The following is a 19,575-nucleotide window of genomic DNA, read 5'->3' on the forward strand; positions in this document are numbered from 1 at the left end:
ACCGCAAGGACGATTTCTTCTCGAATCCGAAATCGGACCGCGCGAAGGACTTCCTCGCGAAGATCCTGCACTGAGCGCGCGTGCATCACGCGCTTCGTGCGCGTGGCATGCGCCAGCCGCCCCGCCGGCCGCCATTTCCAGAACCTGCCGTCCCGATGAAACGACTGCCTTCCCTCAACGCGCTGCAGATCTTCGACATCGTCGCCCGTCACGGCAGCTTCACGCGCGCCGCCGAGCACCTGTGCCTGACCCAGGGCGCCGTGAGCCGGCAAATCCTCGCGCTCGAGGGCTTCTATCAGTTTCCGCTGTTCAAGCGCACGCCCAAGGGCCTGACGCTGACGGCCGAAGGTGAGCTCCTGTTGCCGACGGTGCGCGAAAGCTTCGCGCGCATCGAGGAGGTATCGATGCGGCTGTCGCGCCGGCGTACCGAACTCGCGCTGAAGGTGCCGACCTGCATGATCCAGTGGATGCTGCCGCGCATCATGCGGTTCCAGGCCGAGCACCCGGAACTGCAAGTGCAGATCACGACCACCTGGGATCATCACGTCGATTTCCGCATGGAACCGTTCGATGCCGCGGTGATCTACGCTGCCGGCGCCGGCCCCGACATGCATGCGATCCCGTTGTTCGAGGAACGGCTCACGCCGGTCTGTGCGCCGAGCCTGCCGGACCGACAGCCGCTCGCGAACCTCGACGACCTGGCCGGTCATACGTTGCTGCATCCGACCCGCGATCACCGGGACTGGAAACGATGGCTCGACCATGCGGGCGTGCCGCACGTCGACTCGACGCGCGGCTTGAGCTTCGAAACGCTGGATCTCGCGACGCACGCGGCGATCGACGGTTACGGCGTCGCGATCGGCGACCGGACGCTCGCGGACGAAAGCGTGGCGGCGCACCGGCTGGTGATGCCGTTCGACATGGCGTTGCCGACGGGGATGGGCTATTACTTCGTGTATCCGGACGGTGCCGAACAACAGCAGAAGATCCAGCTGTTCGGCGACTGGATCGCGGACGAACGCAAGGACGCCACGGGCGTCACGAGCAGCGCGGGCAGCGCGGGCAGCGCGGGCAGCGCGGGCAGCGCGGGCATCACGCCGGCCTGAGCCGATGCCGCATGTCGCGCATGCAGCACGACCTCGCAACAAGTACGCTTGTTTCGGCTCCGGCGGCCGACACGGGAGATCGCGCGCAACGTTCGGCTACGTGATCACGCCAACCTGCCACGGCACGAACTCGTTCTGCCCGTAGCCATGAAGTTCGCTTTTCGAGCGCCGGCCCGACGCACAGTCGAGCATCGCGCGGAAAATCTCGGCGCCGAGCGCGTCGACGCTCGACTTGCCGTCGATCACCCCGCCGCAATCGATGTCGATGTCGTCCGCCTGGCGCGTCCATAGCGCCGTATTCGTCGCGAGCTTCAGCGACGGCGACGGCGCGCAGCCGTATGCCGACCCGCGGCCTGTCGTGAAGCAGATCAGGTTCGCGCCCGACGCGACCTGCCCGGTCGCCGACACCGGGTCGTAGCCGGGCGAATCCATGAGGACGAGGCCGCGCGCATCGATCCGTTGCGCATATTCGTACACGTCGACGAGATTCGTGGTCCCGGCCTTCGCGATCGCGCCGAGCGATTTCTCGAGGATCGTGGTAAGCCCACCCGCCTTGTTGCCGGCCGACGGATTGTTGTCCAGCGCGGCGCCGTGACGTGCGCAATACGCTTCCCACCACGCGATCCGCGCGAGCAGCTTTTCGCCGACGTCGCGGCTGACGGCACGCCGGGTGAGCAGGTGCTCGGCGCCGTAGATCTCGGGCGTCTCGGACAGGATCGCCGTCCCGCCCTGCCGCACCAGCCGGTCGACTGCCGCGCCCAGGGCGGGATTCGCCGAGATCCCCGAGTAGCCGTCCGAGCCGCCGCACTGCAGGCCCACCACCAGATGCGCCGCCGGCATCAGGACCCGCACCACGCGGTTCGCGTCCGCGAGCCTCTCCGTGACCATCGCGATGCCGCGCTCGATCGTCTTGCGCGTGCCGCCGCTCTCCTGGATCGTGAAGTGGCGCAGGCGCGCGGCGTCCGCCTGCCCGCCTTCGCGCAACACATCGCCGATCTGGTTGGTCTCGCAGCCGAGCCCGATGAACAGCACCGAGTGGAAATTCGGATGCGCGGCATAGCCCGCCAGCGTGCGCCGGAGGATCGCGATGCCTTCTCCCCGCGAATCGATTCCGCAGCCAAGCCCGTGCGTGAGCGCGATCACGCCGTCGACGGCCGGATAGTCAGCCAGCGCCTGCGGGCGCACGTCGCGCCGAAAATGATCGGCGATCGCGCGCGCCACCGTCGCCGAGCAATTGACGCTCGTCAGTATCCCGATGTAATTGCGGGTCGCGATGCGACCGTCGTCACGACGAATGCCCATGAAGGTTGCCGGCGTTTCGTCGTATTGCGTCGGGCTCGCGCCGGCGCCGAACGCGTGCTCGCGCGCGAACTCGGTCATGCCGAGATTGTGCACGTGCACATGCTGGCCGCGCGCGATCGGCTCGCGCGCGACGCCGATGATCTGGTTGTAGCGCCTGACCGGCTCGCCTATCGCGATGTCGCGTGTCGCGATCTTGTGGCCCGGCGGCACCAGGCCGGCAACGACGAGCGCCTCGGATGCGATCCGCGCGCCGGACACGAGCTGGCGCGTCGCGATCACGACGTCATCGTTCGGATGCAGCCGGATCGCGGCCGGTTCGGTATCGTGAAAGGACATGAAGGTGATCCTGGATCCCTGACGGGTGGTTCGGCGCCGACGCACGACCATCGCGCGCCGGCGAACGGTTCATCGATGCGAGCCGGCCTGCGCGCCGCCCGCGCTGCGCTCCGCGGCCGCGTGCCCCATCCCGCGCAACGAGCGCAGCAGCAGCACGCTGCCGAAACACAGCGCGGCGACCACGACGAAGCCCGTGCGCGAATCGTGCGACACCGCGTCCGCGAACGCCTTGATCTGCGGCGATACGAAGCCGCCGAGATTGCCGATCGACACGATGAACGCAATGCCGCTCGCCGCGCCCGTCCCGCCGAGATAGCGCGTCGGCAGGCACCAGAACACCGGCTGGCACGCGACCAGCCCGGGAATCGCGATGCAGAAGGCGAGCAGCGCGAGCACCGGCGTGTTGATCACGGATACCGATGCGAACGCGAGAATCCCGACCGTCAGCATGCCGGTCGCGACCTGCAGATGGTTGTCGTGGCGATCCGCGAAACGCGTCGCGACGATCATCGCCGCAATCGTGCACAACCACGGGATCATCAGCAGCAACCCGATCGTTCCGTCGATCTGGGTGCCCATCGTCGCGGCGAATTTCGACGGCAGGTAGAACGCGAGCGGCGCATTGCCGATCTGGATGCAGAAGTACGCGGCGATGAACGTCAGCACGCGACGGTCCTTCAGCACACCGAACACGGTCGCGGACAGATGCCGCGACTTCGCACGCTCTTCCGCGTCGAGCGTGTCGCACAACGCGCGCTTCTCGTCATCGGTCAGCCAGCGCGCGTCCTTTGGCCGGCTCGTCAGGTAGAAGAACGCGATCACGCCCACCACGGTCGCCATCAGCCCCTCGACCACGTACATCCATTGCCAGTTGCGCAAGCCGAACACGTCATGCATCTGCAACAGGAAGCCCGACAGCGGGTTGCCGATCAGCATCGCGATCGGCACGCCGAAGTAGAACAGCCCCAGCGCACGCGCGCGCCCCTTCGCGGGAAACCAGTAGGTCAGGTACAGGATGATCCCGGGAAAGAACCCGGCCTCGGCCGCGCCGAGCAGGAAGCGGATCGTGTAGAACTGCGTCGGTGTATGCGCGAACATCATCGAGGCCGACACGAGCCCCCACGTCACCATGATCCGGCTCATCCAGACCCGCGCGCCGATGCGATTCATGATCAGGTTGCTCGGCACTTCGAACAGCGCGTAGCCGATGAAGAAAATGCCGGCGCCGAATGCGAATGCCGCATCGCTCAGGCCCGTGTCGGCCTGATAGGCGATCTTCGCGAAACCGACGTTCGCGCGATCGATGAACGCCAGCGCATACATCAGCGTGAGGAACGGCAGGAGCCGGACCGCGGCCTTCCTGACCGCGCCGGCAAGGTGCTTCGATTGATGCGGATCGTGATCCATCGTTGTCTCCGGAATGGTTCTTGTCGTGATGCCTGTCCGATTACGCTCGCCACTCGGGTCCGTCGGGGTACGCGTATGCATCGAGCGACGCCTGCTTGATCGTGACGCCGTAGCCGGGCGCCTCCTGCGGCATGTAGCGCCCGCGGCGAATCGCGATCGGCGCGTCGAAATGCTCGTGAAGATGGTCGACGTACTCGAGCACGCGGCGCTCCAGCGAGCCCGACACCGCGATGTAGTCGAACATCACGATGTTCTGCGAGTACTGGCACAGACCGACGCCGCCGCCGTGCGGACAGACCGGCACGCCGAACTTCGCCGCCATCAGCACGACGGCGAGCACTTCGTTGAGCCCGCCGAGCCGCGCGGGATCGAGCTGGCAGAAATCGAGCGCGCCGGCCTGGAAGAACTGCTTGAACATCACGCGGTTGTGCGCGTGCTCGCCGGTCGCGACGCCGATCGGCCCGATCCGCTGGCGGATCGCGGCATGACCGAGAATGTCGTCCGGGCTGGTCGGCTCCTCGATCCACCACGGATCGAACCGGGCGAGCACCCGCATGTTCGCGATGGCCTCGTCGACGCCCCAGTTCTGGTTCGCGTCCATCATCAGCTTGCGGTCCCAGCCGAGTTCCTCGCGCAGGATGCCCGCCCGCCGCACGTCCTGCTCGAGATCCGCGCCGACCTTCTGCTTCAGGTGGGTCCAGCCGTCCGCCACCGCCGCGCGGGCGAGCGCACGCATCTTGTCCTCGGAATACCCGAGCCAGCCGGCCGCGGTCGTGTAGCCGGGAAAACCGTGCTCGCGCATCTCCCGCTCCCGCTGCGCGTTGCCCGGTGCGGCCCGGCGCAGCATCGCGACGGCCTCGTCGCGCGTCGTCGATGTACGTGAAGTCGATGCAGTTCACGCGTTGTTCCGGCGGCATGTCGACCAGGAATTTCCAGACCGGCTTGCGTGCCGTCTTGGCCCACAGGTCCCAGATCGCATTGATCAGCGCGGCCGTGGCGAGATGCACCACGCCCTTCTCCGGGCCGACCCAGCGCAGCTGGCAGTCGCCGGCAACCATCTCGTGCCAGTACGCGCCGAAGTCGGCCGTGATCTCCTCGAGCGAGCGGCCGATCACGAACAGCTTCGCGAGCGCGTGCGCCGCCTCGACGCACAGCTCGTTGCCGCGGCCGATCGTAAACGTCAGCCCGTGCCCCTGGAGGCCGTTGCCCGCATCGGTGACGAGCGTCACGTAGGTCGCCGAATAGTCGGAATTGCCGTTCATCGCGTCCGAGCCGTCCATGCTCCTCGAGGTCGGAAAGCGAATGTCACGTACCTGCACATCGATAATGCGTGTCGTCATCGTTGCGTGTCTCCCTTTCAATTCACTGCATCGCGTGCCGCGGCGGACCGCTGCGCCGCGGGCATTCATCCGAGCGCCGCGGCCAGGCGCGGCTGACCGATCGGCAACTTCAGCGCACGCGCCAGCTCGACCGCCGGGCGCAGCCGCCGCGCCTTCTTCAGGTCGTGATTACCCGCGATATCGGCGAGCCGATGCGCAAGGAACGGATTCGAGAACCGGTCGCGCACCTCGTCCAGGTACGCCAGTGCCGCGTCGCGTTCTCCGAGCGCCTCGAACACCGGCATCACCTCGTCGTTCCATACCGCCTCGAGCGGCGCGCGGTACACGGGATCGCCCATCGCCGCGCCGACCGTCAGGTCCGGCATGCTGCCGCGCTCGAGCCATTGCTCCGCGAGCACCGTGTGCCCGAGATTGAGCAGCAGCAGTTTGCGGCGCTCGTAACGTTCCAGATCGTCGGTCACGACGATGTCCGGGTGCGCGCACGGCAGCGTCATCCCCGCCGTGCGGCGGACCGCCCACAGCGCATACGGTTCGGCGATCGCGCCGACCGGGTGGATCGGCGCCGACACGATGCGGTCGACGAGCGAGTTGACCCAAACGCAGCCGCCGAGCAGGTAGTCGACGAACGCGGCATCCGCACGCCATTGCCGCGCGACGCCGACCACCAGGTCGCGCAGCGTGTCGCCGTTACGCGCAACGAGCTCGCACGGCAGCAGCGTGACGGACGCCGCGTCGGCGCGGAAGCGCTCGTGCAGCAGCACCGCGAGTTTCGCCGCGAAGCCGCGCGGCGGCCGCGAGCCATCGAGCAGATCGGCGCCGTCGTCGTCGAACGTCGCGTAACCGCTGTCGCCGGTATTGGACACGATCGTCCGGACCTCGCCTGCGACGCGCTCGCGCAACCGCGCCCAGTCTTCGGCCGCATGCAGCGCTTCGGTGATCGCCGTGCAGTCGACCTCGCGATCGATCGTCTCGCCGTGCCGACGCCCGCGGATCCGCACCGGATAGCGCCCGGTGGCGCGCAGCGCGTCGATGCGCGCGCGGCTTTCCGCGCTCGAGGTCGTCTGCACCACCGTGATCTCGCCGAGCGCGCGGCCCGCGGCTCGCGCTTCCGACGTGAACAGGTCGACGTGCGCCTGGAGGAAGCGGCTGGTACCGAATTGCAGGATCGGATTGCCCATCGGTTCGCCCCCCGCGCTCAGCATTCGACGAGCGCCTTGATGACGCCGGCATCCGGCTCGAGGAGCTGCGCGAACCGGTCGGGCAGATCGGCGAGCGTCAGCGCGTGCGTCTTCAGCGCATCGGTCGGCACCTGCCCCGCACGCATCGCGTCGAGCACCGTTTCGAAGTCCGCCGGCGTTGCGTTGCGGCTCGCGAGCAAGGTCGTTTCGCGCTTGTGGAATTCGGGATCCGGGAACGAGATGCGGCCCTTGACGAGCGAGATCAGCACGTACTTGCCGCCGTGCGCGACGAACTCGAGGCCGCGCTCCATCGCGCCGAGGTTGCCGGTGGCGTCGAACACGACGTCGAAAAACTCGCCGTCGGTGAGCTCGGCAAGACGCGCGACGTCCGTCGCGGCGCCCGTCGGGTCGAGCAGCACGGCGGCGTGCGCGCCGAGTGCCGTCTCGCATAGGGCAAGCCGGTCCGCACGGCCGTCGAGCACGCTGACCCGCGCGCCGCGCAGCATCGCGAAGATCAGCGCGGCCATGCCGATCGGCCCGGCGCCGACGACCAGCACGCGCTGCCCCGGCCGGACGTCGGCACGTGCGACCGCGTGCGCGCCGATCGCGAGGAATTCGATCATCGCGGCCTGGTCGAGCGTGACGCCATCGGCCTTGAACACGAACGCCTGCGGAACGGCGAGGTATTCGGCCATGCCGCCATCGGCGTGCACGCCCAGCACCTGGATTCGGGTGCAGCAATTCGTCTTGCCCGCACGGCACGCGACGCACGACCCGCACGACAGATACGGCATCACGTAGACCTGGTCGCCGGCCTTCACGCGCGCGTTTGCCGGCGCCGTCTCGACGACGCCCGCCAGTTCGTGCCCCATCACCCTCGGATACGCGAGGTACGGCTGGTTGCCTGTGAAGATGTGCATGTCGGTGCCGCATACACCGACCCGCTTCACGCGGATCAGCACCTCGTCGGGCCCGGCTGCCGGCATCGGGCGCTCGGCCACGACCAGGCGGCCGGGTGCTTCACAAATGACAGTTCTCATCGGTGTCTCGATAACGATTGAAATGGGACGGCGCTGGAACGAGCCCGCAAATTGGCCTGACCAAACACAGGCTATTGGCCTGGCCAATATTGGTCAAGCCAATCTCGGGAATTTATGGAAAATCCCTAGTTCGTGCGGCGACAAGGGTATTGCGGCGGGGGAATGCTCCTCTGCCCGAGCGTACACCGCCATTGGGCACGACGCGAAATTGCCGCCCCTCTCGAGCGCCCGGCATCTGGTAAGGCCAATTTGACGGGCCGGCCTTCCGTTGCCGCGCGAAGGCGTAGCCTGCCCCCTGTCAATTGGTAAGGCCACTCAAAGTGCAGTAGACTGACTGCTTCCGAACAGACATCCGCGGAACGCGGGCAAGGGGGAGCTTTGCTGGACCAGCTCAAACAGGTGGATACCCGCCGCCTGTATCAGCGCATCGCCGACCAGATTCGTTCGCTCATCGAAGACGGGCGATTCGCCGACGGCGAACGCCTGCCGCCGGAACGCGATCTGGCCCAGCAATTGGGCGTATCGCGCCCGTCGGTTCGGGAGGCGCTCATTGCGCTGGAGATCGAAGGCATCGTCGAAGTCCGGATGGGCTCTGGCGTGTTCGTGTGCCCTTCGGCGAAGGCGTCGAACGCGCCGGCGACACCGCTGGGCGAAAACCCGATCGAACTGACGAACGCCCGCGCCGCGCTCGAGGGCAGCGTCGTCGAACTCGCGTGCGCGCGCGCGACGCCCGAATTGCTCGAGCCCGTGCGCCGCGCTGTGGAAGCCATGCGCTCGGCCATTGCGGAGGGCCGTTCACCGCTGCAGCACGATCGCGAGTTTCACGTCGCGATCGCGTCGATGACGGGCAATTCGGTGCTTGTCAGGCTGGTGGGCGAGCTGTTCGACGGACGCCACAGTCCGATCTCGTCGCGCGTCAGCGCGCGCGCCGAAAGCAAACAGACGTGGGCCAACGCGTTCGACGAACATGAGTCCATTCTGCACGCGCTGGAAAGCGGCGAGGTGCTGATGGCCCAGGCGGCAATGCGCACGCATCTTTATGCGTCGCAGCGACGCTGGCTGGAACAGGAGCGGGGCTGAAGCGGGCGGGGGCGTAGCCGTCACCGCTTATGGACGACCGAGTCGAGCACGAAGCTGGTCGTCATGTTCTGCACGCCGTCCAGCGCGCTGATCGTCGCCCAGATGTCGCTGATGCGCTCATGCGTGGCCGCCTCTATCTGCACCAGCAAATCGACCTCGCCGCTGAGGACCGCGCAGTCGCGCACCTCGGCGATCCGCTCGAGTGCGGCGAGCACGTCCGCGCCGCGCATCCGGTCCTTGCGATAAACGAGCATCACGGCACGCACGGGCACGACATCGTCGGGCAACGCGAGCCGCACCGTATAGCCTGCAATGATCTTCAGCGCTTCGAGCCGGTCGATCCGGTTCCGGACCGCCTGCCTGGACAAACCGATCCTGTCGGCCAGCACCGCGAGCGGAATCCGCGCATCGGCACACAACGCGTCGATGATCCTCTGGTCGAGGCCGTCAACCTTCATTGGCCGGACCCGGTGCGTGCGGCGCCGCGCGCATCGACCGCGTCGCGCAATGCCGCGATGTGGTCGGGGCCGATTCCGCAGCACCCGCCGACGATCTGCGCGCCGAGTGCAAGCCACTGCTCCGCCCATTTCGCATAACCGGGCGGATCGATATCGCCGCGCAATGCATCGAGTTCCTCGTTCGCACGCGCATCGGCGCGCTGCGGCGGAAATGCGTTCGCATATGCGCCGGTCATCAGCGCAGTTTCCGCTCCCGTTCCCGCGAGCCTACGCTGCACCGCCTCGATCGCCGCGCCCATCGCCTCCGGCTGGCTGCAGTTGAACAGCAGCGCGCTCGCGCGCGCGGACAGGGCGGCGTCGATCGCTTCATCGAGCGTCTGCCCCGATCGCAGTACCGGACTGGCGCCTGCTTCGACGTCGTCGCGCAATGTGAACGACACCCAGAGCGGCTTCGGATTCGCGCCGAGCGCACGCCGGACCGCATCGATCTCGCCGGTCAGGCTCTGCGTCTCGGCCAGCCACAGGTCGACGTACGGATCGAGCCCGTCGACGAGCGCAGCCAATATCGCATCGGCACGCGCCGCGTCGAACAGGTCGGGCCGATACGAACCGCCGGTCGGCGGAAGCGATCCCGCGACGCGCACTGGCCGGCCTGCGCGGTCGGCGGCGTGCCGCGCGAGTTGCCCGGCAAGTGCCGCGAGCGCGACGCCGTCGCGACGAAACCGCGCCTCGCCGATATGGAACGGCACGACCGCATAGCTGTTCGCGGTGATCACGTCGGCGCCCGCCGCGACGAACGCGTCGTGCGCGAGGCCGACGTAATGCGGCGCTTCCATCAGCGCGAGCGCCGACCATTCCGGCTGCCTGAACGGCGCCCCCATCCGCGCCAGCTCGCGCCCCATGCCGCCGTCGAGTACCGTGATGCCATGCATATTCCGTGCTCCGTCGTTGCAATCCGCGCTTCTTGCGCCCGGATCGATTCAAAGGCCGACGCGACCCGCCCGATGCGTCGAACGGCCGTGTGCGCCGGTCCGCGTCAGATCCGCTCGAGTGCCTGTGCGATATCGGCTTTCAGGTCATCGATATGCTCGATGCCGACCGAATAGCGGATGAAATTGAGCGGGATGTCGGCCGCGCGCATCTGCTCCGCCGACATCGTGCCCGCCCACATGGACGCCGTATGGATCGCGAGCGAATCGACGCCGCCGAGATTGCCTGCATTCAGCGGCAAGCGCAGCGCCTCGACAAAGCGCTGCGCTTCGCCGTAGCTTCCCCGCACGCCGAACGCCACCACGCCGCCGAAACCGCGCATCTGCCGGCATGCGAGCGCATGCTGTGGATGGCTGCGCAGGCCCGGATAGAACACGCGCTCGATCTTCGCGTGAGCTTCCAGGAATTCGGCGAGCGCCTGGGCGTTCGCATTGATCCGCTCGACGCGCATCGGCAGCGTGCGCAGCCCTCGCAGCAGCAGCCACGCGTCCATCGGCGACAGCACCGAGCCGAGCGTGATGTGCGTATGCCAGATCTGCTCGGCGAGCACGCGGCTCGTGCAGATCACGCCGCCGGTCAGGTCGTGATGGCCGCCGAGATACTTGGTCGCGCTGTGCACGACGATGTCGACACCGAGCCGGTGCGGCTGCTGGTTGATCGGCGACGCGAACGTGTTGTCCGCGAGCGTGAGGATGCCGCGGGCCCTTGCGATTTCGGTCACCGCGGCGATGTCGGTCACGAGCAGCAGCGGATTGACCGGCGACTCGAGCACGATCAGCCGTGTGTTCGGCCGGATCGCGCGATCGAACGCGGCCGCGTCGGTCTGGTCGACGAACGTCACGTCGACGCCGAACCGGCGCAGCATGTCGTCGAGCATTTTCGTCGTGCTCATGTAATGGCGCGTCTGGCCGACCACATGATCACCGGCTTTCACGACACTGAGGATCGCGGTCGCGATCGCGCCCATGCCGGACGCGGTGACGAGCGCGGTCTCGGTGCCCTCGAGCTCCGCCATGATCGCCTTCACGCGCTCGTGAACCGGATTACCGTAGCGCGTGTAGTTGCGCGGATGCTGCGGCACGCTCGACATCTCCGCGAATTCCTCGCTGCCGGCGGCCTTGAATACCGCCGAATAGTGGATCGCCGGCGCGACCGACTTTTCGTCGGTCACGTCGCGGTCCGCGGCGAGCGCCAGCGTTTCAAGCTTGTATCCCATATCGTCCTCGGATCGTTCGTTGTGTCGTGTCCGCGCGATGCCATCAGGCACGCACGCTGCCCAGATGGCGATTCAGCAGACCTTCGACACGCTTGAGCACGGTCGAAAGCACTGCCGTGATACCGACGTACACGATGCCGGCCAGCATCAGCGCGTCGGTGGTATAGGTTTCGATGGAGATGCGCCGCGCGACGCCGGTCAGGTCGAGCACGGTGATCGTGCTGGCGAGCGCGGTCGACTTCAGCTGCAGCACGATCTCGTTTCCGAGCGTCGGCGCGACGATGCCGATCGCGCGCGGCACGATCACGAACCAGGTGAGCATGAAGCGGCTCATCCCGAACGCGAGCGCGGCTTCCTTCTCGCCGGCGGGGACGCCGGCAATCCCGCCCCGGATGTCTTCCGCCATGTAGGCCGCGAGGTTGAGCGTCAGTGCGCACAACGCGCACGAGAACGATCCGCCGACCAGCAGCCACAGCGGCGACGCACGCACGATCGAGAACTGCGCGAGCCCGTAATACAGCACGAAGATCTGCACCAGCAGCGGCGTGCCGCGAAACACCGACATGAACAGGCGGCTCGGTGTCGACAACCACCGGCACGCCGACGTGCGCGCGACAGCCAGCGGCACCGCGAGCGCGAACGCGAGCATGCATGACAGAACCAGCAGTTCCAGCGTGATCCATACGCCGCGCGCGACTTCCGGGCCGGACTGCACGATGAGGGAAAGAAAATCGTTCATCACATGGCCTTCGTCAGGAGCGTTGTGCGTAACCGCGGCCCGCGATGCGCTCGAGCCACGCGAACACGGGGTTGGATGCGGCGAGAAAGCCGAAATAGACGAGTCCGACCGTCACGTAGAAAACGAACGGCTGCTTGGTGAACTGCGCGGCGATGTTGGCCTTGCGCAGCATGTCCTCGAGCCCGACGATCGATACCAGCGACGTGTCCTTCAGCAGGTTCTGCCACATGTTGTTCAGGCTCGGCAGGCAGATTCGCCACGCCTGCGGCAGGCGCACGTGCCAAAGTGTCTGCAGGCGCGTCATCCCGTACGCGCGCGCGGCCTCGATCTGTCCGGCCGGCACCGCGATGAACGCCCCGCGGAACATCTCCGACGAATAGGCGCCGAACACCACGGCGAGCGCGATCACGCCGGCGGAGAACGGACTGATGACAAGGGCGCCATCGAATTGCGCGTTGAGCAGATGCGACAGCCCGAAGTAGCAGATCAACAGGATCAGGAACTCGGGAATGCCGCGCAGGAAATTGGTCAGCGCATAGGTCGCATGCCTGAGCCACCCCAGGCTCGACAGTTTTGCCGACGCACCGGCGATGCCGAGCAGCATGCCGACACACAGCGCGGCGACCGCAAGCTCCAGCGTGACGAGCGCGCCAGCCGCGATCTGCGCGCCGTAGTTCATCAAGATGTCCATCGTCATATCGCTCCGTGTAAAACGCGGATCGCGCAGGCCGCCATCCGGCGCCCGCGCGGCCCGACGCGCGATTATTGCGGCGCGATGCTGAACGGGAAATAGCGCTTGTTGGCCGCGGCGAACGTGCCGTCCGCCTGCACCTGCGCGATGCCCTTGTCGAACAGCGCCTTCAACGGTGCGTCGCCCTTGCGTACCGCGATCGCCGTACCGTCGCCGAAGATCTCCGCATCGGCGATCGGCTTGCCGACGAAGTCGAAGCCCTCCTTCCTGCCGGCCTTCGTCAGCCAGTCGTACGCGACCGTGTTGTCGGCAAGCACGGCGTCGACGCGCCCTGCCTCGAGATCGAGCCAGGCCTCGTCGAGCGTCTGATAGACCTTCACGTTGATCCCCGACTTGCTCGCCGGCAGGCGGCGGCGCAGATAGGATTCGTGCGTCGACGCGGTCTGAACGCCGATCGTCTTGCCGCGCAGCGTGGCCGCGCCATCCGAGATACCCGAGCCCTGCTTCGCGACGAACTGCACGGGTGCCGTCGTGAAAATGCGCGTGAAGTCCACCGACTGCTCGCGCTCCGGCGTCTTCGACATTTGCGCGAGCACCGCGTCGATCTGCTTCGCCTTGAGCGCCGGAATCAGCGCATCGAAATCCATCGTCACCCACTGGCACTTGACCTTCATCGTGTCGCACATCTTCTTGCCGATGTCGATCTCCATGCCCTGCAGCTTGCCGGACGCATCCTTGTATTCGAACGGTGCGTAATCGGCGAGCGTGCCGACCCGCACGACCTGCTCGGCATGCGCGACCGATCCGACCAGTGCCGCGCCCACGCACAGCGACTGAAGCAGCTTCTTCATGATTTCCCCTCCGGTTGGCATTGAATCCGCATCAGATGATGCTGGACAGAAACTTCTGGAATCGCGGCGATTTCTGGCTCGCGAATACCTCGTCGGGACTCCCGTCCTCCTCGATTCGTCCCTGGTGAACGAACACGACGCGGTTCGCGACCTCGCGCGCAAACCCCATTTCGTGCGTGACGACGAGCATCGTGCGTCCCTCGTCGGCCAGCGAGCGCATCACTTTCAATACTTCGCCGACGAGTTCCGGATCGAGCGCCGACGTCGGCTCGTCGAACAGCATCACGTCGGGGTCGGTCGCGAGTGCACGTGCAATCGCCACGCGCTGCTGCTGGCCGCCCGACAGCTGGTTCGGATAGTGCTCGCACTTGCCGGCGAGCCCGACCCGTTCGAGCATCGCGATCGCCTTGTCGCGGGCGTCGCGCTTCGGCACGCCCAGCACGCGCACCGGCACGAACATCACGTTCTGCAGCACGGTCATGTGTGCCCACAGATTGAACTGCTGGAACACCATCGCGAGCTTGCGACGCACGCGCATCACCTGCCGTGCGTCGGCCGCGACGAGCGCGCCGTCGCGGCCCGCCGGCTTCAGCGCGAGCGTTTCGCCGTTCACGCAGATCCGGCCGCGGTCGGGCATTTCCAGCAGGTTGATGCACCTGAGGAACGTACTTTTTCCCGACCCGCTGCTGCCGAGGATCGACACGACCTCGTGATTCTTCGCGGTCAACGAGATGCCCTTGAGCACCTCGACACCGCCGAACGACTTGTGAATATCCTCGACCACCAGCGCGTCCGCCGCCGGCTTGCATGCAGGAATTGCTGCTGGCATCCTCGACTCCTTCTTCGATACGTTGCTCACACCGCTCCGGTTCGCGCCGCGCCGGCCCGCCAGGTGCCGGCGCTTGCGCATCAGCTCGACAGCCGCCGGTTGCGCCTGAAGCAGACCACCTTCGGCTGCGTCATTTCCGTCATCGCGAAGCGAACGCCTTCGCGGCCCAACGACCCATGCTTGAAACCACCGAACGGCATGCCGTCGAAGCGGTAATCGGACGAATCGTTGATCATCACGCCGCCCGCCTGCAGGCGCTCGGCCGCGCCGAGCGCTACCTCCAGGCGGTTGGTGAACACGCCTGCATGCAGGCAGCTCTCCGACGCGTTGGCCGCGTCGAGCGCCTGCTGCAGGTCGGTGAATTTCTCGATGGTCACGACCGGCGCGAATACCTCGTCGGTCCATACACGCGCGTCGTGCGGCACATCCGCGAGCACCGTCGGTTCGTACAGTGCCCCGCGTCGCCGATGGCCGGTCAGCACCGTCGCACCGCACGACACTGCTTCGTCGACCCAGCGTTCGATGCGGATCGCCTGTTCCTCGCCGATCATCGGCCCCATGTCGGTCGCATCGTCCAGCGGATCGCCGACGACCATCCTGCCGGTCAGTTCGACGAAATAACGCACGAACGGCTCGTACGCGGCCTCGGCGACGAAGATCCGCTGCGTGCCGATGCAGTTCTGTCCCGCCGCCCAGAACGCGCCCGACACGCACGATTCGGCGGCATCCTTCAGGTCGCAATCGGCCATCACGATCACCGGCGCATTTCCGCCGAGGTCCATCGCGATCTTCTTGAGTCCCGCCTGGCGCGTGATGGCTTCGCCCGTCTCCGGGCCGCCGGTAAAGGTCACCATCCGGATTCGCCGGTCGCGCACCAGCGCGGACGCGATATCCGCGCCGCCGTGCACGATCTGCAGCGCGTCGCGCGGCGCACCGGCTTCCCACAGCACCTCGACGAGCGCCTGTGCGGACAGCGGCGCGAGCAGCGAGGGCTTCAGGATTGCCGCATTGCCGGTCGCGATCGCCGGCCCGAGCTTGTGTGCAACGAGGTTCAGCGGGTCGTTGAATGGCGTGATCGCGAGAATCACGCCAAGCGGTTCCAGCGTGTAGTAGCCGCTGCGATCCTCGGAGCCGGGATAGCCGTCGAACGGGATCGTCTCGCCGTTGAGTCGTTTCGCTTCCTCGCCCGACAGGCGCAGCGTGTTCACGCAGCGCGCGACTTCCTTGCGGGCCTGCCGCAACGGCTTGCCCGCTTCGAGCGCGATCGTGCGTGCGAATGTCTCCGCTTGTGCCTCGACGCTCACGGCTGCGCGAAACAGGATGTCGGCCCGCTGGCTGCGCGGCATGGTTGCGGCCGCGCGCGCGCCGTCGAGCGCGCGCTCGACGAGGACCGGCGCCGCATCGGCTCGCGACAGACGAACCTGGCCGACGATCGCGCCGTCATACGGCGACCGAACATCGGCTACGCCGGCTGCCGTGCAGTCGCTCAGCACCGCATCGCGCGCGCTCATGCCGCCACCTCGTGCGAGGCTGCGCCAATCCTGTCCGCCAGTTCGATCAGGTCGGAGAGGATCGCGAACGCCGTTTCCTCGCGGCCTGCACCCGGCCCGCTGATCGTCACACCGCCGAGCACGTCGGTGTCGAACGTGATCGCGTTCGTCACGCCGCTCGCGGCAAGCAACGGATGGCCGGCAGGCAGCTTGCGCGGCTCGACACTCGCGGTCACGGTGCCGTCCGGATGGCGGACAGCAGAACCGATCAACCGCCAGGACGTGCGCTCCGCCGCCGCTGCGCGCACGTCGTGCTCGGTCAGCTCGACGATGCCGCGGCACGTCACGTCGCCACGCTTGAGGCCGGCATTCCACAGTGCGTTCGCCAGAATGACGACCTTCAGCTGTACGTCCGAACCGTTGACGTCGGCCGCCGGGTTCGCCTCCGCATAACCGCGCTGCTGCGCATCCCGGATCGCCGCATCGAAGCTCGCGCCGGCCTCGACCTCACCGAGCACGTAATTCGACGTGCCGTTCAGGATGCCGGCGAAGCCGTGGATGTCGCAGCCGCGCAGCGAGGTCGCGAGTTGCCGCAGCACCGGCGTGCCGCTCATCACCGTGCCCTCGTACATCACACAAGCACCCGATTGCGCGGCGATCCGCGCCAGTGCCGGCTGCGCAAGCGCGATCGGCCCCTTGTTGGTCGTGATCACGTGCTTGCCGCATTCGAGCGCGGTACGGCAATGCGACAGCGCCGGCTCGCCGGTGTTCGGATCGGTGAAGGTCGCCTCGATGACGACATCCACATGGTCTGATGCAATGGCCTTCAGCACCGCGCCGAGGCCGACGTCCGGCGACACCAGCGTGCCGGGATCGCGACGCAGCGCTTGCGCGTCGACGCCCCGCCGAGCGGTTTCGTCGAGGACGTCCAGCGCGATACCGCGAGGATTCGTCGCGATCCCGAGCCGCAGGTCGGCGACCATCGTCACCGATACGTCGAGTCCCGCCGCACCCAGCATCGCGCGCTTCTTTTTGAGCAAATCGACCAGTCCCTGATTGACTCCGCCGAAACCGACCAGTGCCAGTTTGAGTTCCATCTTGATCATCTCCTGTTCATTGACCACATGACACAGGTTAGTTATGCGAATTGATTTTCAAATTAGGCGTTTCGCCCGATTCAGGCAGTCACCCGTTGCGGTTTGTCACGCGGGACGGGCGAATCGACCGTCGCCGCGCGAAAAAGGCGCGTCAGGTGACCGTCGGTTCGTCGTCGCCGTCCTTGTCGACCGGCACGAACAGCCCAACCTTGACCGCGCTCAGCACGACGTTCGTGTTGATCCGGCGGATCATCGGGTTGCTCTGCATGATCCGCGCGGACAACCGGTCGTACGCCTCGACGTCGTGTGCGGTGATGATCGCGATCAGGTCGACGGAGCCGGTCACGTAGTAGATCTGCTGGATTTCGTCGTGCGCCTTCGACCACTCGCGGAACCTGGCGACCGTCTCGTAGTTTTCGCGTTCGATCTCGATCGCCGCAATGAACGTCATCGGCCTGCCGACCGCTGCGCGATCGACAACGGCGATTTCCGCCGAAATGATCTTCTCGGTACGCATGCGCTTCAGCCGCTTCTGCACGGCTGACGTGGACAGACCGATCCGTTCGGCAATGGCGTCCGCAGTCGCGGTGCAATCACGCTGGACGATATTCAGGATCTTGCGGTCGAAGGTGTCGAGTGCGTCAGTCATGGTGTGGCTTGCGGGAGAACACGTGCTTGCGTCAAAGATAGAAAGGGCGGGCCGACCTGAGCCCGACCAGATGCCGGACGCGGTCGAACGCGGTGACGAGCGTTTCGCGCCACTGCTCCACCGGCCCGCGGATGCATACCGGTGCGAAATGGATCGTATCCACGCCGGCGGGAATACGGAACGGACGCTCGATGCCATCGTCCGACTCGGTCACGAGCGCGGTGCCGTCGACTTCGGTCAGGCTCATCAACAGATGGGCGGGTGCGGCCGCGCCAAGCAGCTCACGCAGCGGCGACTCGCTCGCGGACAACTGCTCGAGCAGCGGCAGCTCGTACGTGCCGGGCCACCAGGTGTCGCGCTCGTCGAGCCACGGGCCGACCGCCGGCATTCCAACCATCTCGAGGATCCGGTCCGCGCCGAGATGCGCATAGGCGCGACACCGGCCGACCCCGTCGGACGAAGAACGCGCCAGCCAGCCGCCGGCGCTCGGGACAGGGTCCGTCAACACGACGTTCGCAGGCTTCAGTCGGCCGAGCATTTCAGCCGCGCTTGCAGCGGATCGGTGCCCTGCGCGGGACCTCTGTGCGTGATCCGGGACGATCCTGCACACCCACTTGGGACCATCCAGCAAGGCGACGGGGGCGTCGCCGGCCCGGACCTGAGCGGTTCGCCTGCGGGCGTGTTCAACGATGGCGATTGGCGTGTCCGGCATACAACTCTCTCGTGCTTGCGGGGCGCGTCGTAGGGATCCTGGCGCACTTCGTGGATCGACTGACGATGTTGGCGGTTGAAGAAATAATATCGCGCGGATGCGACCAAAAAAATCTCAACAGCCAGGCATTTCGACGTAAATCGTCGAAAAAATCAGACGCCTGGATGTTTTGCATCCATCCAGGTTCCCGGCAGGTCCGTTGACGGGTGCGGGCGGGAAGACGACAGCATCGCGGTTACAGGCCAACACGCTCCGCGGATGCTCGATGTCTCGAGGCGAATCTGCTATCGGCCACGGGGGGTTCACACCACGACGCCGCCCCGACGACCACGGTGATCGCTTGAACATCGAATCGCCGACGGAGCCCGCGATTGAGCTTCCCCTGAAATTTCGCCTTCCAAGAGGTCGTGTATAAACTCGACGGAAAGGAAGGAAATCAGGCATGTTCAAGGTACCGAAACAGGTGTACACGGCGGAGTTCAAGGTTGCCGCCGTACAGCGGGTCAAGGATGGTCAGGGCGTGGGCGTAGTGGCCCGCGAGCTTGGCATCTCTGAGCAGACGCTTCGCAACTGGGTAAAGGTCGAGGCGTCGGGCAAGCTCAACGGCGCCGGAGCGAAGCCAGTCACGCCGGAGCAAATGGAGCTTTCGCGGCTTCGAGCAGAGAACAAGCGCCTGCAGATGGAGCTTGAGATCGCAAAAAAGGCGGCGGTAGGTTCAATGAGTCGCTGCAACAGCCTCGCATAGTTTATCGGCCGGAGACATGAAGCCCAATGTCTTTCTGGGCCTTTCATTGAGCCGCGCTGCGATCTTGTTCAATTCCGCCTGCGAGTATTGATCAAGTTGCGTACCGTGGGGCAAGTACTGACGCAGGAGTCGGTTCGTGTTTTCGTTGGTACCACGTTGCCAAGGACTTCGCGGGTCGCAGAAGTAGACCTTCACGTCCGTCGCGATCGTGAAGTCTTTGTGGTTCGCCAGCTCCAAGCTGCGCCGCGTACGGTATGCGCTGCTCGATGAGCCGCAAGGGAAATTGTTGGGACAATGCCCCTACGGAAAGCTTCTTCAA

At 66.2% G+C, this 19,575-nt stretch carries 17 protein-coding genes and 3 pseudogenes; 3 read left to right on the forward strand and 17 right to left on the reverse strand.

Going from position 1 to position 19,575, the window contains the following annotated elements:
• Window positions 1–155: 155 nt before the first annotated feature.
• Entirely contained in the window at window positions 156–1,106 is a 951-nt protein-coding gene (locus tag DIE06_RS35960; RefSeq protein ID WP_260433880.1) for a LysR substrate-binding domain-containing protein, read from the forward strand.
• Window positions 1,107–1,202: 96 nt separating this feature from the next.
• On the opposite strand, the gene DIE06_RS35965 is transcribed toward DIE06_RS35960, so the two are convergent.
• The 5 genes and pseudogenes from DIE06_RS35965 to DIE06_RS35985 all read right to left on the reverse strand — a co-directional run bounded on the left by DIE06_RS35965 (window position 1,203) and on the right by DIE06_RS35985 (window position 7,709).
• The gene (locus DIE06_RS35965; protein WP_124665483.1) at window positions 1,203–2,744 is read right to left on the reverse strand and encodes a UxaA family hydrolase; all 1,542 of its coding nucleotides are present in this window, start codon (window positions 2,742–2,744) and stop codon (window positions 1,203–1,205) included.
• A gap of 69 nt (window positions 2,745–2,813) precedes the next feature.
• A complete protein-coding gene (locus DIE06_RS35970) occupies window positions 2,814–4,151 on the reverse strand; it encodes an MFS transporter (protein WP_124665484.1) in 1,338 nt (445 codons plus the stop codon).
• Between the two features lie 40 nt (window positions 4,152–4,191).
• Window positions 4,192–5,491, reverse strand: a pseudogene (locus tag DIE06_RS35975) (enolase C-terminal domain-like protein).
• Window positions 5,492–5,556: 65 nt separating this feature from the next.
• Window positions 5,557–6,669, reverse strand: coding sequence for a mannitol dehydrogenase family protein (locus tag DIE06_RS35980; RefSeq protein ID WP_124665485.1), 1,113 nt, complete (start codon window positions 6,667–6,669; stop codon window positions 5,557–5,559).
• 17 nt (window positions 6,670–6,686) lie between these two features.
• Window positions 6,687–7,709, reverse strand: coding sequence for a zinc-binding alcohol dehydrogenase family protein (locus tag DIE06_RS35985; protein WP_124665486.1), 1,023 nt, complete (start codon window positions 7,707–7,709; stop codon window positions 6,687–6,689).
• Window positions 7,710–8,087: 378 nt separating this feature from the next.
• On the opposite strand from DIE06_RS35985, the gene DIE06_RS35990 reads away from it, so the two are divergent.
• Window positions 8,088–8,789: a FadR/GntR family transcriptional regulator gene (locus DIE06_RS35990; protein ID WP_124665487.1), complete on the forward strand. Its 702-nt coding sequence runs from the start codon at window positions 8,088–8,090 to the stop codon at window positions 8,787–8,789.
• 20 nt (window positions 8,790–8,809) lie between these two features.
• Here DIE06_RS35990 and DIE06_RS35995 read toward each other — a convergent pair whose 3' ends face one another.
• The 11 genes from DIE06_RS35995 to DIE06_RS36045 all read right to left on the reverse strand — a co-directional run bounded on the left by DIE06_RS35995 (window position 8,810) and on the right by DIE06_RS36045 (window position 18,304).
• Window positions 8,810–9,247, reverse strand: a complete 438-nt coding sequence (locus DIE06_RS35995) for an Lrp/AsnC family transcriptional regulator (RefSeq protein ID WP_124665488.1) — start codon at window positions 9,245–9,247, stop codon at window positions 8,810–8,812.
• On the reverse strand, window positions 9,244–10,179 hold the full coding sequence (locus DIE06_RS36000) for a homocysteine S-methyltransferase family protein (RefSeq protein WP_124665489.1): 936 nt from the start codon (window positions 10,177–10,179) through the stop codon (window positions 9,244–9,246). Before DIE06_RS36000 ends, DIE06_RS35995 begins: the two co-directional genes overlap by 4 nt.
• A 104-nt stretch (window positions 10,180–10,283) precedes the next feature.
• Entirely contained in the window at window positions 10,284–11,453 is a 1,170-nt protein-coding gene (locus DIE06_RS36005) for a PLP-dependent aspartate aminotransferase family protein (protein ID WP_124665490.1), read from the reverse strand.
• 43 nt (window positions 11,454–11,496) lie between these two features.
• Entirely contained in the window at window positions 11,497–12,192 is a 696-nt protein-coding gene (locus DIE06_RS36010; RefSeq protein ID WP_124665491.1) for an ABC transporter permease, read from the reverse strand.
• A 13-nt stretch (window positions 12,193–12,205) separates the two neighbouring features.
• The gene (locus DIE06_RS36015) at window positions 12,206–12,883 is read right to left on the reverse strand and encodes an ABC transporter permease (RefSeq protein WP_124665492.1); all 678 of its coding nucleotides are present in this window, start codon (window positions 12,881–12,883) and stop codon (window positions 12,206–12,208) included.
• Window positions 12,884–12,954: 71 nt separating this feature from the next.
• Complete coding sequence (locus DIE06_RS36020; RefSeq protein WP_124665493.1) at window positions 12,955–13,734, reverse strand: transporter substrate-binding domain-containing protein; 780 nt, start codon at window positions 13,732–13,734, stop codon at window positions 12,955–12,957.
• A gap of 31 nt (window positions 13,735–13,765) precedes the next feature.
• Window positions 13,766–14,563: an ABC transporter ATP-binding protein gene (locus tag DIE06_RS36025; protein WP_124665494.1), complete on the reverse strand. Its 798-nt coding sequence runs from the start codon at window positions 14,561–14,563 to the stop codon at window positions 13,766–13,768.
• An 80-nt stretch (window positions 14,564–14,643) separates the two neighbouring features.
• Window positions 14,644–16,074: an aldehyde dehydrogenase family protein gene (locus tag DIE06_RS36030; RefSeq protein ID WP_124665495.1), complete on the reverse strand. Its 1,431-nt coding sequence runs from the start codon at window positions 16,072–16,074 to the stop codon at window positions 14,644–14,646.
• Complete coding sequence (locus tag DIE06_RS36035) at window positions 16,071–17,150, reverse strand: homoserine dehydrogenase (protein WP_124665496.1); 1,080 nt, start codon at window positions 17,148–17,150, stop codon at window positions 16,071–16,073. Before DIE06_RS36035 ends, DIE06_RS36030 begins: the two co-directional genes overlap by 4 nt.
• Window positions 17,151–17,301: 151 nt before the next feature.
• Window positions 17,302–17,799, reverse strand: coding sequence for an Lrp/AsnC family transcriptional regulator (locus DIE06_RS36040; RefSeq protein WP_124665497.1), 498 nt, complete (start codon window positions 17,797–17,799; stop codon window positions 17,302–17,304).
• Between the two features lie 31 nt (window positions 17,800–17,830).
• Window positions 17,831–18,304: a hypothetical protein gene (locus DIE06_RS36045; protein WP_260433881.1), complete on the reverse strand. Its 474-nt coding sequence runs from the start codon at window positions 18,302–18,304 to the stop codon at window positions 17,831–17,833.
• Window positions 18,305–18,953: 649 nt separating this feature from the next.
• Between DIE06_RS36045 and DIE06_RS36050 the strand changes: the two are divergent.
• Window positions 18,954–19,217 (forward strand): annotated as a pseudogene (locus DIE06_RS36050) (transposase); the annotation flags it as partial.
• Window positions 19,218–19,226: 9 nt separating this feature from the next.
• On the opposite strand, the pseudogene DIE06_RS36055 reads toward DIE06_RS36050, so the two are convergent.
• A pseudogene (locus tag DIE06_RS36055) lies at window positions 19,227–19,499 on the reverse strand (IS30 family transposase); the annotation flags it as partial.
• Window positions 19,500–19,575 lie beyond the last annotated feature (76 nt).

The organism is Burkholderia sp. Bp8998, assembly GCF_003854235.1.
Taxonomy (GTDB): Bacteria; Pseudomonadota; Gammaproteobacteria; order Burkholderiales; family Burkholderiaceae; genus Burkholderia.

Bases quoted from the DNA above. Each gene is read 5' to 3' on its own strand.
- DIE06_RS35960 (WP_260433880.1), top strand. From the start codon at position 156: ATGAAACGACTGCCTTCCCTCAACGCGCTGCAGATCTTCGACATCGTC.
- DIE06_RS35965 (WP_124665483.1), bottom strand. From the start codon at position 2,744: ATGTCCTTTCACGATACCGAACCGGCCGCGATCCGGCTGCATCCGAAC.
- DIE06_RS35970 (WP_124665484.1), bottom strand. From the start codon at position 4,151: ATGGATCACGATCCGCATCAATCGAAGCACCTTGCCGGCGCGGTCAGG.
- DIE06_RS35980 (WP_124665485.1), bottom strand. From the start codon at position 6,669: ATGGGCAATCCGATCCTGCAATTCGGTACCAGCCGCTTCCTCCAGGCG.
- DIE06_RS35985 (WP_124665486.1), bottom strand. From the start codon at position 7,709: ATGAGAACTGTCATTTGTGAAGCACCCGGCCGCCTGGTCGTGGCCGAG.
- DIE06_RS35995 (WP_124665488.1), bottom strand. From the start codon at position 9,247: ATGAAGGTTGACGGCCTCGACCAGAGGATCATCGACGCGTTGTGTGCC.
- DIE06_RS36000 (WP_124665489.1), bottom strand. From the start codon at position 10,179: ATGCATGGCATCACGGTACTCGACGGCGGCATGGGGCGCGAGCTGGCG.
- DIE06_RS36005 (WP_124665490.1), bottom strand. From the start codon at position 11,453: ATGGGATACAAGCTTGAAACGCTGGCGCTCGCCGCGGACCGCGACGTG.
- DIE06_RS36010 (WP_124665491.1), bottom strand. From the start codon at position 12,192: ATGAACGATTTTCTTTCCCTCATCGTGCAGTCCGGCCCGGAAGTCGCG.
- DIE06_RS36015 (WP_124665492.1), bottom strand. From the start codon at position 12,883: ATGGACATCTTGATGAACTACGGCGCGCAGATCGCGGCTGGCGCGCTC.
- DIE06_RS36020 (WP_124665493.1), bottom strand. From the start codon at position 13,734: ATGAAGAAGCTGCTTCAGTCGCTGTGCGTGGGCGCGGCACTGGTCGGA.
- DIE06_RS36025 (WP_124665494.1), bottom strand. From the start codon at position 14,563: ATGCCAGCAGCAATTCCTGCATGCAAGCCGGCGGCGGACGCGCTGGTG.
- DIE06_RS36030 (WP_124665495.1), bottom strand. From the start codon at position 16,074: ATGAGCGCGCGCGATGCGGTGCTGAGCGACTGCACGGCAGCCGGCGTA.
- DIE06_RS36035 (WP_124665496.1), bottom strand. From the start codon at position 17,150: ATGGAACTCAAACTGGCACTGGTCGGTTTCGGCGGAGTCAATCAGGGA.
- DIE06_RS36040 (WP_124665497.1), bottom strand. From the start codon at position 17,799: ATGACTGACGCACTCGACACCTTCGACCGCAAGATCCTGAATATCGTC.